Below are 13,301 nucleotides of genomic sequence, written 5' to 3'. Positions count from 1 at the left end.
GCAAAGTAGCTGTAATTATAAGCTATCGCAGCAATTGTTAACAAGATTTTTGTTAACAATTTAGGTGACTCTAATTAAAGGCTGGGTTTTGCAGTCTGATAGCTAGAGATTAACTTTATCGTTGACGTTGCTGTTGACCGGGAAATCAATATCAATTTGTATCCCAGCTCCCAAGCTGCTCTCCAGTTTAATTTTGCCATTCAATGCCTGAGAAACTAAATTATACACTAGGTGCATACCCAAGCCGCTGCCGCCCTCGCCACGCCTGGTTGTTACGAATGGGTCGAAGATTTTTTTGCGGATCTGCTCTGGTACACCTTTACCATTATCGGAGTAGTGCAGTAAACATCGGTTTTGTTTCATCTCCACTTTGATGACAATAGTGCCTTGTTGCCCTTCATCAAAGGCATGTAAGAGACTATTCATAATTAGATTAATGAGGATCTGGTTGATAGGGCCGGGCTTGCTATTTAGCGTTAAGTCCGCAGGACAATCGATTTGCAAATGATGTTGCGTTTTTTTCAGGTTAGGACGCAGTGACAGCAATACCTCGTTAATCAGTTGCAGCATATTAAATTGCCTCTGATTTTCATTGGATTGATCAACTGCTACTTGTTTGAAGCTACTAATGAGACCGGCTGCACGCTCTAGATTTCGATAAATGATACCCAGATTTTCTTTGCTGTCATTTAGAAACCGGGCTAATTGGCTGGAAGTGAGGGTTTTTTGTTCGAAGGCACTCTCTATTTCACTTACTTTATCCTGGAGTAAAGTGGATGCCGTTACGCCAAGACCAATTGGGGTGTTAACCTCATGAGCTATGCCTGCAACCATTTGTCCCAGGCTTGCCATTTTTTCCGTTTCAACAATTTGGTTTTGGTACTGATGTAAGGTTGCCAGAGTATTTAGCAGTTCCTGATTAGATTCGCGTAATGCTTCGGTCCTTTCAATAATTTTCTGCTCGAGGCTTTGATTTAGCTGTTTTATTTCTTGTTCAGCGATTTCTCGTTTACGTAGCTGACTCTCAATTCGGTCCATCATGGTATTGAAAGCCCTGCTTAATAGATTCAGTTCATGTAGCGGTGCTGCTGGTGCTCGGACACAATAATCTTTCTCCCGCGCTACTCTGTGAACAAGTTCCAATAACACATTTATCGGGCCAGTGAAACGTCGTTGCAGTTGTAAAACCAGTAAATAACTGACTGCAAGTGCCAGTATGGCAATAAGCAGATTTAACAGTGCCTGCGTTCGCTGTGACTGTTGTAATTCTGCCAGGCTTGCACGCAGGTATATATAACCGAGTAGTTCTCCATCAACCCTTACCGCTCTGCTAAACTCCAGGGTATCTTGGCCTGACTGGTGTTTAAAAGGCTCTGTGTTCTGGCTCAGTGTAACGATACGTTCAATCTGTTGTGGCCAAGGCCCAGTGTCCTTGCTGTTGTAACTGACGAAGAAAACTAATTCATTAGTCTGCTCAATATATTGATAAAGATGAACATTCTTTATTATCGGGATGGCGCTTAGAGCACTAAGTCGTTGTTCTTCACGAAAACGGTTATTTGTTTTTAACGTTGATTCCGCATTTATAGCAATAATATCCATTATCGCAGAGAGTTGCTGCTGTACTTGTTTGTACTGGCGGGAAAAGTCAAAGAAATTAGCAAGTATCAAGGCTAAAGCCAAGGTTAGGCTACAGATAAGCATGACTAGCCAGATCAAGGCGCTTTTCATGGATGTAGTGCGGTATTGGCCTACCATGGTGTGTTGGCAAATCCTAATTTGTCGTCGTCACACTATCGATGCTAAACAACTTAATGGCATTTGCAAAGTAATATAAAGGAATAGCAAGCGATTAAATCGAGTTTCAGCTTGTTTGGCTCTCGCTGGTGTCGATTTTTAAACTATCTGATGCTCTAGTTACTTCGCCTTAAAATTTGCAGTATTGGCTCGATATCCTGTTGTAAATGCTCTTCGAGTTTTTGCCGCAATCGCAGTTGTGCCAATCTTTGCTCTGGTGACTCAGGGGGCGCAAGTAGGGGCGCGAAGTCTGCCACACATATACAATGCAAGCTCGATTGCTCTGCGCCCGGTAGCTGGATAGAACGGTAGAGTTTGTGGGGGCAGGCCCGCGTTCGCTCGGGAGCCTGTAAGCATTCTAAGGCAACAGCTTCGAAAGAGAAAAAGCTGCTGCTTAACAATAAGAGAGTGAGAAGCGGTCGTTGCAACATGTTATTTTTTAATTGCCTGATAAATCACAAAACCATTGGCTTTGGCCAGAATATTTACCTTACCAAAGGCCTGCTCCAGCAATTGTTGGTAGGCGAGATGATTATTGGCGACCAGGGTTAAGGTACCACCAGATTGCAGCCGCGCCGCGCTTTGGGCAATAAAGGCTTCACTGATACTGTAGTCGGTTTTAATGCCGGTGTGAAAGGGTGGATTGCTGACAATATGCTTAAACAGCTGCGGCTGTGCTGGCAAACCATCAGCGGCAATAACCTGACCACTCAGTTGGTTAGCCTGTAAGGTGGCGTTAGTAGCAGCGATAGCCAAAGCGCTGATATCCGAGCAATACAGCTCAATGCCTGGCGCCTGCTGTTTTAGTGCGGCGCCGATAATGCCGGCGCCGCAGGCGAAGTCCAGCACCTTGCCATCCTGGATATGATCCAGGTACTGCAATAACAGCGCCGTGCCGGTATCCAGCTTGCCATGATTAAATACCCCGGGCAGCGAACAGATTGTCAGGTTATGCCCCTTATGCTGAATGTTAAACTGACTGATGGCGCCGGGTTTGAGTTGACTGAGATCGCCTGTGAGTGAAAACCACAGGCAGTGCTTGGCGTTATCCAGTTTATGCGCATGTAACCCCAGCTTCTCGGCGTGATTAACCAGGCTTTTAATACCGCCTTTATTATCACCTACCACATAGAGCTGGGCATCAGGCTGCAGCGCACTGGCGATACGGGCCAGATTATCGGCCAGTAATTCTTTACTCTTGGGATAAAACAGCACTGCGGTGGCAAACTGCTGGCTAAAGGCTGGCGTAGCGCTAAAGTAAACCTCGGCTCCGGCTTGCTGCCACTGCTGTTTAACGGCGGCATCAGTGGTAAAGCAGCTGATTTGCCCCAGTGCCGGTAACTGGCGGGCCAGTTGGTCGGCTTCTGGCTCGACAAATAATACCGGGCCCTGTAAATCGTCCAGGTTACGTAAAATCAGCTGACTGCTGTTAGCAAGCATTAACTTATCCTTTTAAACATCAGATCCCAGACACCGTGGCCCAAGCGCTGGCCGCGTTGTTCGAATTTGGTCAAAGGCCGGTGCTCCGGACGTTCGACATAGGTGTTGTCGGCGGATAAGTTCTGAAAACCTTCGGCAGCTTGCATTACTTCCAGCATATGCTCGGCATAGTTTTCCCAATCGGTCGCCATATGAAAGACACCACCGATCTTTAATTTACTGCGCAGTGCCTGCACAAAGTCTGGCTGCACGATACGTCTTTTATGATGGCGCTTTTTGTGCCAGGGATCCGGGAAAAACAGTTGCACTGTATCCAGGCTTTGCTCTGGGATCATCTCGGCTAACACTTCAACCGCATCATGTTCAAACACTTTCAGATTGCTTACGCCCTGCGCAACGGCTTCGGATAAGCAGGCGCCAACGCCCGGTTTATGCACCTCAATACCGATAAAATCCTGTTCCGGTGCCGCTTTTGCCATCGCTACCAGCGATTTGCCCATACCAAAGCCAATTTCCAGTACCCGCGGGGCGCTACGGCCAAACAGCTGGTCCAGATCCAGTAATGCTGGCTGATAATCTACGCCATAGCTTGACCAGTGATTTTCCAGCGCCAGTTGTTGGCCCTTGGTTAAGCGGCCTTCACGCAAGACGAAAGAGCGGATCCGCCGTAAATAAGGTTGCGTACTGGCATCATCCGGCTGATGGTCGTTTGGCGGTGTGGCCTGGTTGGTCATGCAAAGCTCCAATCTGAAAAATAAGTTGGCTATTATCCTTGGAAACGGTAGCAAGCTCAACCTCGGGCTCTGGTACAATTAGGGCGTGTTGACGTTTTCTGCAAAAACAAGCAGCAAACGTCAACACGCCCTAGTACTTTTCAATGGCAGGAGTCGTATTTTTGCAAACTGATACCTGGTTTAGTGAGCAGTTGGTAGCATGGTACCAGCAACATGGCCGCAAAGATTTACCCTGGCAGCAACAGCCCAGCCCCTATAAAACCTGGCTCTCGGAGGTAATGTTACAGCAGACTCAGGTGGTGACAGTAATACCCTATTTTCAGCGTTTTTTCGCCCGTTTCCCGGACGTTAAAACCCTGGCTGCTGCGCAAATCGACGAGGTGCTGCACTACTGGACTGGTCTTGGCTATTATGCGCGGGCGCGTAATTTACATCAGGCGGCACGGCAGATCGTCGAACTGCATCAGGGCGAATTTCCAACCGAATTTTCACAAGTATTGGCGCTGCCCGGTGTCGGGCGTTCTACCGCCGGCGCTATTCTGTCGTTGTCGCTGGGACAGCACTACCCGATTTTAGATGGTAACTGCAAGCGGGTGCTGAGTCGTTTTGCCGCAGTAAGCGGCTGGCCGGGCGAGAAAAAGGTCGAGCAGCAGCTATGGCAACTCGCAGAGCGCTATACGCCTAAGGATACAGTTCAGCAGTTTAATCAGGCGATGATGGATTTGGGCGCCTCGCTTTGCAGCCGCAGTAAACCGCGCTGTGCCGAGTGTCCGCTGGCCCGGCATTGTCAGGCGGCGTTAAAGGGCGAGCAGCAAGGTTATCCGGGTAAAAAACCAAAGAAAGCCTTACCTGAGCAGCAAAGTTTTTGGCTACTGTTAACCGCAGCCGATCAGGTGTTGCTAAAGCCGCGTCCGGCTAGTGGCTTATGGGGCGGCTTATATGGTTTTCTGGAATTTGCCAGTGCCGCAGAGCGCGAGCAATTTATCGCGCTGCAGGGCCTGGCGGTGCGACAACAAACGGAACTGGCGACCTTTCGGCATACCTTCAGCCATTTTCATTTATGGATCAATCCACTTTGGCTGCAACTTTCCAGCTTGCCGACGCGGGTAGAGGAGCAATCTGCCGCGCTCTGGTATACAATAAGCGCCATACCTGAGCTGGGGTTGTCAGCCCCGGCAAAAAACCTGCTGCAGCAGCTGGCTGCATTAAGTCTAAGCAAGGAAAAATTATGAGCCGTACCGTATTTTGCCAATTTCTGCAAAAAGAGGCGCCGGGATTGGATTTCCAGTTCTACCCGGGCGATCTGGGTAAGAAAATTTTCGACAACATCAGCAAAGAAGCCTGGGCACAGTGGCAAGCAAAACAGGTGATGCTGATTAACGAGAAAAAGCTGAATATGATGAATGTTGAGCATCGCAAGTTGTTAGAGCAGCAGATGGAAGCCTTTTTGTTCCAGGGGCAGGATGTGCAGCTTGATGGCTATACGCCACCTGCTAACTAAGCGCTGTATTACGCCCGTTTCGGAGACTTATGGCCCGCCGTTTACCGCCGCTTAATGCATTAAAAGCTTTTGAAACTGCTGCCCGGCATCTAAGTTTTACCAAGGCGGCCGAAGAGCTGTATGTGACTCAGGCGGCGATTAGTCACCAGATCAAAGCACTGGAAGATCATCTGGGGCTGAAACTCTTTATGCGGAAAAACCGCTCTTTGCTGCTAACCGAAGAAGGGCAGAGCTATTTTCTCGATATTAAAGAGATCTTTTTGCAGCTACACGAAGCCACCGAAAAATTGCTGGCGCGTGGTGCTAAGGGATCCTTGACCGTTAGCCTGCAGCCAAGCTTTGCCATTCAGTGGCTGGTGCCGCGGTTAAACCAGTTTAGTGAGCAGCATCCGGATATCGACGTGCGGATCAAGGCCGTGGATCAGGATGAAGGCTCGCTGACCGATGATGTTGATGTCGCCATTTATTATGGTCGCGGTAACTGGCGAAACCTGCATGCCGATAAATTACATACCGAATATTTACTACCGGTTTGTTCACCGCTGTTATTAAATGGCAGCAAACCGCTGAAAGAGCCAACCGATCTGCGTTTTCATAACCTGCTGCATGATGGCTCACGCCGTGCCTGGAAAGCCTGGTTTACTACCCAGGGTTTTAAAAACTTTAATGTTAATCAGGGGCCGATTTTTAGTCATTCCTCGATGGTGCTGCAGGCGGCGATTCATGGTCAGGGCGTAGCCTTGGCGCATAATGTACTAGCGCGGCCAGATATTAGCTCTGGCCGGCTGATCGTACCGTTTAATCATGTGCTGATCAGTAAAGACTCTTACTATCTGGTGTGTCGCGAGAGTCAAACCGAGCTTGGCAAGATCACAGCGTTCCGACAATGGATGCTGGATATGGTCAGCGCTGAGCAGGCCGAATTTGCCGAGCAGCAATTTACCAATGCAGTGGCAATGGATGATTAAATGCGAGCTAATCCTCTGGTATCGCTGACATTTGCTGTGCGAGTGCTACCATGACAGCGGTGGCCAGGTTATTACTTTGCCATGGCGCCGGCGCCGGCTGTGATAGTGCTTTTATGCAGCAGCTAGCCGCAGCGCTGCAGCAACAGCAGATAGAGGTGGTGCTGTTCGAGTTTGCTTATATGCAGCGTAAACGCGAGCTCGGTAAGCCGGTGCCGCCGCCTAAAGTTGCCAGTTTGCTGCCGGAGTTAGCGGCCGCGATAAAGGCGCTGGGTGACGATTTGCCGCTGTTTATTGGCGGTAAATCAATGGGCGGGCGGGTCGGGTCGCTGCTGGCTGCTATGCCTGAGCCCGCAGTCGAATCAGTGCGGGCGGTATTTGCCTATGGTTATCCGTTTCATCCACCGCGCAAAGCACAGTGGCGTACCGGGCATTTTTCTGAGCTTAGCCGGCCGCTGGTTATAATGCAGGGCGAACGGGACCCCTTTGGCAACTATGCTGAACTGAGCGCGCTGATGTCAGCTTGGCCTGAGGTGACTGTGCACTGGTTAAAAACAGCGGATCACGATTTTCAGCCACTTAAAAGTAGTGGCCTGAGCCAGCTCCAATTAATAGTGCAGGCCGCTGAGTTTACCCGAGGGAGTGTTGATGCAATTCTGGCTAAAGTTAAGTACTAGTCTGGCAGCTTTATACGGCGGCGCAGTAGTGGCGCTTGCGGCAGCACTGATGCATTTATGGCAAAGCAGCTTAACGGAGCTGGCGACCGGGCGGGTATTGGCTGCTTTAGCCATGTTGGCATTACATGCTTTAGGTTTGCTGCTGTTAAATATCTGGCAGCCGACGAAGCTGTTATTGGCCGTCAGACTGTGTTGGCATCTGGGTGTCTGGCTGTTTTGTTGGACACTGCTAAGCGGCGTTTTTGCCTTGCCGCTACATTTTTCGGCTTTGGCCCCGCTGGGTGGCCAGAGCTTTATTTTAGGTTGGCTGCTTCTGGCCATCGCAAGCTGGCGCCAGACAAGCTGGCATAGAGAGTAAGATGAAACAATTATTAGTATATTGCCGGGCTGGTTTTGAAAAAGAAGCGGCGGCTGAGCTGCAAGATCAGGCCGCAGCCTTTGCGGTGTTTGGTTTTTGCAAACTGAAAGCCAATAGCGCCTTTGTGATCTTTGAGGCCTATGACAGTGAAGCGTTACAGCGCTTTTACCGCGATTTCGATTTTCAGCACTTTATCTTTATCCGGCAGTGGTTATTGCTACTAAGCGGCGAACTGGAACTGCCAGCTCAGGATCGGATCGCACCCGTACTGCAGGCCGCACTGGCGGAAGAACTTAGCGGCTGTGGTAGCTTGCGGGTGGAATTCCCCGATACGAACGATGGCAAGACGTTATCGACACTTGCACGCAAGCTGACCGTGCCACTGCGCCAGTCCTTGCGTCAGGCTGGGGTGATGCTGCAAAAAGAACACAAACGTGCGCCGGTGTTGCACTTGTTTTTGTTAAGCGGCACTAGCGGCTACCTCGGATTGTCTTACCCGGAGAATAACTCTGCGCTGGAAAACGGTATTATGCGGCTGAAGTTTCCTGCAGAAGCGCCCAGTCGCAGTACTTTGAAGCTGGAAGAAGCCTTTATCACCTTTATCCCGAAAGATGAATGGGAAACCCGGCTCGCGCCAGGAATGCAAGCGGTGGATTTAGGTGCTTGTCCTGGTGGCTGGACCTATCAGTTGGTAAAACGCAGTATGATGGTTACCGCTATCGACAATGGTCCGATGGCTGAGTCGCTAATGGGAACGGGGCAGGTGAAGCATCTGATGGTGGACGGTTTCAAATTTGTCCCCGCCAAGAAAAATGTGTACTGGTTGGTTTGCGATATGATTGAGCAGCCGCAGCGCGTTGCCGCGCGCATTGCGGAGTGGTTAATTCAGGGCTGGTGTCAGGAATCCATCTTTAACCTGAAACTACCGATGAAAAGACGCTACGAGACGGTAAAAGAAGTGCTGGCTGCGTTTGAGCAACAGTTGCAGGATGCGGGATTCCGATACCAACTGCAGGCGCGGCATCTGTACCATGACCGGGAAGAGGTCACGGTACATGTGCAACCGATTAAGCGCTAAAGCGCTAATCGGTGAGCTGCAGGGTTAGCCAAACTAGCCGGTGATCTGAGCTGGCATCACGGGCGCCGACTAACGGATAGTCGGCATCGGCTTTTGCCGGCCAGAAGACTCCACCTTCTTTAATCTTCAAGCCTTGCTTCGATGGCAGCACATAGTCTGCCCGCATCCGCCAACTGGCGGTATGACTGGCCGCGTGTGGACGATCCGGGCTATGTTCGGCGCCGCCGATACTGGTCGGGACAAAGCTACCGTTTACCAGCGGATGCTGCACCAAACTCAAGATGCCGCTATGAATGGCATCGCCTTCTCCTTCCGCTGAGGCGTTCAGATCACCGACAATCACAAAGCGGCTACCGGCGGCCAGACCACCTGTTGTGCCCCGGTCATCATAGATATAACCTGCTTGCGCTGGTTGCAGATAATCTACCCAGAATCGGATCTCATCATGATTGCGTTTGCCGTTGCGGTTTTCCGGGCCGTCAAACACCGGCGGTGTCGGATGGCTGGTCAGCAGGTGTACACTGATACCGTTGATCAGTACCGGGATATCCCAATGGGCTTTTGAAGACAGCGGCAGTTGTTGCCAGGCTTCGGCACTATACCAGGGGGAGCCGTCAGCTTTTAACGTGACTTTATGTCCTGGCATGTCACGCCATTTAAAATGCTGGAAAGTGCGGATCTGCTCGCTCTGGATCGGATATTTTGACAGCAACACCATGCCGTACTGACCCGGATAAAAGCCATAGCCCCAGGCATCGGCACCTACACCTGTCGCCGTGCCATCATTATCCAGGTCAAACGGGCTGGGTTGGCCAGTATTGACCGTATTGTAATAGTAGTAGGGGTAATCAATCGGCTGGCTGCCGGCTTGTGGTTGATTAAGATAGTTTTTGATAAAGGCTTCGATACCTTGTTTCGGATCGGCAATATAGTCAAATTCATTTAATAGCAGGATGTCTGGCCGCACCCGCTGAATAATGGCAGCAATATTTTTCACCTGAGGGTGGTCGCCGTTGGCCAGAATATCAACCAAGATCTGGCTGCTGCCTCTTTCGCCTCGCGGTAGGTAGTTCTCGGCTTCCATACTGACATTAAAGGTAGCGACAGTGATTTGCTGCGTAGCCATAAGCACCTGACTATTAAGTAAAAAAAAGCCAACCCAAAGTTTGGCTATTAAGCGTTGAAGCATTGCTGTTCCCGTTATAACGAAAAGGTCAAACAGCATAGCCAGTCGAGGGCAGAAGATCCAGCTTTGGTCAGGCAGGCTAGCTGATTATGTCTGCAAAGTGGCGGAAAGGGGAGGGGGATGTGAGAAAATATAAAATTAAATGGAACTTTTTTCGTTGATTTTCTGCGCTATTGTTCGCATCAGAAATTAGACATGTTACACTAATATGACGGGAACGCCCTTTGACAGTATAACTATAGATAAGTTCCTATAATTTGGTATCTGTAACGAAAGTGAAATAATCTTCGTTTAGGCTTGGATACCCGATTGAACACTATCTGTGCAAAAAACTAAATCGGATTTAGCATAACCCACAACTACCAGGTGAAAACGATATGAAAATTAGACACTTAGCGATGGCTGTTACGCTCGCACTCGGCGTAAGCAACATGGCATTTGCTGATACCTCTTCTGCAATTCGTGGTAACGTTGTTACTGCAACAGGTGAAGTTGCTGCCAACGCCAGAGTTGAAATTTTACACGTGCCGTCAGGCACTCGTTCAGTCGCCACGACTAACCAGAGCGGTGCTTTTGCCAGCTCAGGTTTGCGTGTTGGTGGCCCTTACACCATTACCATTACCAGCCCGCAGGGTACTAAGGTTTATAACAATATCTTTATTTCGCTTGGCGAATCTTTCCGGATTAATGCCGAGTTAGAAGCACAACAGGTTGAGCGTATCGCCGTTACCGGTACTGCTATTTTGGCCGGTAATACTGGTAGCAGCAGCTACTTCAGTGCTAATGATGTCGCCAATACGCCAAGCTTCGATCGTGATATCAAGGATGTCGTGCGGAATAACCCTCTGGCCGTTCTAACAGCCAAAGATGGCGAGTTAGTGGTTGCCGGTACTAACCCGCGTTTTAACAGTATCAGTATCGATGGTATTGCCCAGAACGACGATTTTGGTTTGAATGCTAACGGTTATCCAACTACCCGTTCACCTATTTCATTAGATGCTATCGACCAAATTACTATCGATGTATCGCCATTTAACGCCAAAGATAGTGGTTTCCAGGGCGCTAAAATTAATGCTGTTACCCGTTCAGGTACTAACAAGTTCACTGGCTCGGTAATGTATGAAAAGCAAAGCGACAAGTGGGCAGGCACTCCTAAAGAAGGCCGTGTTGAGCGGCCGTTGCAATTTGATGAGTTTACCTATGGCGCCACTGCTGGTGGTGCAGTAGTGCAGGATAAATTGTTCTATTTCGTTTCCTACGAGTTTTATGAAGCTGATACCCCAATCGAATGGGGTCCAGCTGGTAGCGGTGCAGCTAACACCTCAGTTGCCAACCTGGTTCATTATAATGAAGTTCGTCGTATTGCCCGTGATGTCTATGGCGTCGATGCAGGTACCTGGGATTTAACACCTGTGACTGATGACAAAAAGTTATTGGTAAAGTTGGATTGGAACATTAGCCAGGATCACCGTGCCGCTTTCACTTACCAGTATAATAAAGGTAACAGAACCGCTAATACGACAGCGAATGCTAACCGCCTGCGTTTATCTTCACACTGGTACAATCGTATTGAAGAACTAAATAACTACGCGTTTAAGCTTTACTCTGACTGGACGCCTGACTTCTCGACTCAGTTTAGTGTAACCTATATTGATAACCCGACTACTCAAGCTTCATTCAGTGACTTTGGCGATATCACTGTTAATATCGGTGTGGGCTCAAGTAACATTGGTCTAGGTTCTGACTTCTCCCGTCACTCCAATGAGTTGAACAAAAAATCGACTATTGTTGCGATCGATGCTGACTACCTGTTGGGTGACCATAACCTGAGTTTCGGGTATCAGTTCAAGCGTCTGGATATCTTTAATATGTTCTTACAGAACACTAAAGGTTCATATACTTTTGACAGCTTGGCTGATTTTGAGGCGCGTCGTGCTTCACGCCTGATCTATCAGAATGCAACCAGCCTGAATCCAGCTGATGCTGCAGCTGAGTTTGTGCGGGATGAGCACGCCTTATATGTACACGATCAGTGGTTTGTAACTGATAGCCTGCAAATTGATATCGGTCTGCGCTATGAAATGCTGGCCTCAAACGATCGCCCGGTATTTAACCAACAAGCAAAGACTCGCACGGGCTTTGATAACACTGAGAACCTGGATGGGCTGGATATTTTCCTGCCACGTTTTGGCTTTAAGTGGGATGCCGCTGACGATTTAACAGTTCGTGGTGGTATTGGTCGTTTCTCAGGCGGTCAGCCGACTGTTTGGATTTCAAACGCTTACTCAAATCCTGGTGTTGGCCGTGCACAATTTGATGTACGTAACCCGTCAAGCAGCCCATTGGCTTCTGCTCTAAACAATGTAGATATCAAAGATGTCCCGCAGGCGTTTAAAGATGCAGTTGCTAATTCAGCCGTATTCGCCGATACCAACTTCACTGATCCTAACTTTAAGATGCCATCTGATTGGCGCTTCCAGTTAGCAGCTGACTATATGATTAATATTCCGTACATTGCTGATGATGTAATGTGGACCACGGAATTTATGTATAAGAAGCCTGAAAATACTGCATTCTGGGTTGACGCAAGTTTAACTGGACGTGAGTCAAGATTTACGGCTGATGGTCAGCGTATTATATATAACGCTGCGGCGCCAAGAGATTTGATGTTAACTAATGCAGATAAAGAGGGGCGTTCTAAAATTTTCAGCACTATGCTGAGCAAGGCATGGGATAACGGTATTCGGGTAACTACCTCTTATACCAATCAGGACATCACTGATTCCCATACCAGCACCAGTTCAACTGCAACCAGTAACTATGGCTTTAATACCACTATCAACCGTAACGAAGCCGTGGTTGGTCGTTCAGCTTTCGAAACCGAGCATCGCTTTGTGGTTAATTTTGGCTACGAGCATGAGTTCTTTGCTGGCTATAAGACCAATGTGAACATGTTCTATGAGCGTCGCTCAGGTAAGCCAATTACCTACTTCCTGAATGGTAATAACAATACTTTCAATACCAGCACAGGTTTTGGTAACCCATATAACCTGCTAAGTCCGGGTACTACTTCGAATGCGTTACTGGTATATATTCCAACAGCTAACGATCCGAACGTTGTGTTCCTAAGTGATGCTGCACGCACCAGCTTCTTCAATACCATCAATGCGCTGGGTTTGGATAAGTATGCTGGTGGTTATGCACCTCGGGGTTCTCATACTACGCCGTGGGTCACTACTCTGGACTTAAACTTCCGTCAGGAGATCCCAGGGTTGTTAGAGGGTCATAAAGGTACTTTCTACTTTACTATCGCTAACTTCCTGAACCTGTTAGACAGTTCAAAAGGTCGTGTCTATGGTAGTGATTTTGGTACTATCCAGTTGGTTGACTTCGCTATCAACCCAACAACTGGCCAGTACGTTTATGGTAACGTGACCAGCAATACCAATAATTATGATAAGTTCTACAACCAGTTCTCTACCTGGAGACTGAAAATGGGTGTGAGCTACCGCTTCTAATTATTAGTTGCTATCAAAAATGCCAGTCAATTGACTGGCATTTTTCA

Annotated in this window: 11 protein-coding genes; 7 read left to right on the top strand and 4 right to left on the bottom strand. The window is 48.6% G+C overall.

Annotation, left to right across the window (positions count from 1 at the left end):
- Positions 1 to 102: 102 nt before the first annotated feature.
- The 3 genes from AJE_RS04325 to trmB all read right to left on the bottom strand — a co-directional run bounded on the left by AJE_RS04325 (position 103) and on the right by trmB (position 3,971).
- Complete coding sequence (locus tag AJE_RS04325; RefSeq protein WP_008949832.1) at positions 103 to 1,731, bottom strand: HAMP domain-containing histidine kinase; 1,629 nt, start codon at positions 1,729 to 1,731, stop codon at positions 103 to 105.
- Between the two features lie 498 nt (positions 1,732 to 2,229).
- Positions 2,230 to 3,237 carry a class I SAM-dependent methyltransferase gene (locus tag AJE_RS04320; protein ID WP_008949831.1) on the bottom strand — a complete coding sequence of 336 codons (1,008 nt, stop codon included), beginning with the start codon at positions 3,235 to 3,237 and terminating at the stop codon, positions 2,230 to 2,232.
- Complete coding sequence (gene trmB, locus AJE_RS04315; RefSeq protein ID WP_008949830.1) at positions 3,237 to 3,971, bottom strand: tRNA (guanosine(46)-N7)-methyltransferase TrmB; 735 nt, start codon at positions 3,969 to 3,971, stop codon at positions 3,237 to 3,239. Before trmB ends, AJE_RS04320 begins: the two co-directional genes overlap by 1 nt.
- 161 nt (positions 3,972 to 4,132) lie before the next feature.
- Between trmB and mutY the strand changes: the two genes are divergently transcribed.
- The 6 genes from mutY to rlmM are packed head-to-tail and all read left to right on the top strand — an operon-like array spanning position 4,133 to position 8,550.
- The gene (gene mutY / locus AJE_RS04310) at positions 4,133 to 5,203 is read left to right on the top strand and encodes an A/G-specific adenine glycosylase (protein WP_008949829.1); all 1,071 of its coding nucleotides are present in this window, start codon (positions 4,133 to 4,135) and stop codon (positions 5,201 to 5,203) included.
- Positions 5,200 to 5,472 carry an oxidative damage protection protein gene (locus AJE_RS04305; protein WP_008949828.1) on the top strand — a complete coding sequence of 91 codons (273 nt, stop codon included), beginning with the start codon at positions 5,200 to 5,202 and terminating at the stop codon, positions 5,470 to 5,472. Before mutY ends, AJE_RS04305 begins: the two co-directional genes overlap by 4 nt.
- 29 nt (positions 5,473 to 5,501) lie before the next feature.
- Complete coding sequence (locus AJE_RS04300; RefSeq protein ID WP_008608642.1) at positions 5,502 to 6,440, top strand: transcriptional regulator GcvA; 939 nt, start codon at positions 5,502 to 5,504, stop codon at positions 6,438 to 6,440.
- Positions 6,441 to 6,490: 50 nt separating this feature from the next.
- Complete coding sequence (locus tag AJE_RS04295; RefSeq protein WP_008949827.1) at positions 6,491 to 7,114, top strand: alpha/beta family hydrolase; 624 nt, start codon at positions 6,491 to 6,493, stop codon at positions 7,112 to 7,114.
- Complete coding sequence (locus AJE_RS04290) at positions 7,086 to 7,472, top strand: DUF423 domain-containing protein (RefSeq protein ID WP_008949826.1); 387 nt, start codon at positions 7,086 to 7,088, stop codon at positions 7,470 to 7,472. The genes AJE_RS04295 and AJE_RS04290 overlap by 29 nt, the downstream gene beginning before the upstream one ends.
- Position 7,473: 1 nt before the next feature.
- Positions 7,474 to 8,550, top strand: coding sequence for a 23S rRNA (cytidine(2498)-2'-O)-methyltransferase RlmM (gene rlmM / locus AJE_RS04285; protein ID WP_008949825.1), 1,077 nt, complete (start codon positions 7,474 to 7,476; stop codon positions 8,548 to 8,550).
- Positions 8,551 to 8,554: 4 nt separating this feature from the next.
- On the opposite strand, the gene AJE_RS04280 is transcribed toward rlmM, so the two are convergent.
- Complete coding sequence (locus tag AJE_RS04280; protein ID WP_008949824.1) at positions 8,555 to 9,739, bottom strand: endonuclease/exonuclease/phosphatase family protein; 1,185 nt, start codon at positions 9,737 to 9,739, stop codon at positions 8,555 to 8,557.
- Positions 9,740 to 10,113: 374 nt separating this feature from the next.
- Between AJE_RS04280 and AJE_RS04275 the strand changes: the two genes are divergently transcribed.
- Positions 10,114 to 13,254: a TonB-dependent receptor gene (locus AJE_RS04275; RefSeq protein ID WP_008949823.1), complete on the top strand. Its 3,141-nt coding sequence runs from the start codon at positions 10,114 to 10,116 to the stop codon at positions 13,252 to 13,254.
- Positions 13,255 to 13,301 lie beyond the last annotated feature (47 nt).

Source organism: Alishewanella jeotgali KCTC 22429, from assembly GCF_000245735.1.
In the GTDB taxonomy this organism is placed as follows: Bacteria; Pseudomonadota; Gammaproteobacteria; order Enterobacterales; family Alteromonadaceae; genus Alishewanella; species Alishewanella jeotgali.
The sequence above is the reverse complement of the archived record's forward strand: the minus strand, read 5'-3'. Positions and strand labels throughout refer to the sequence as shown.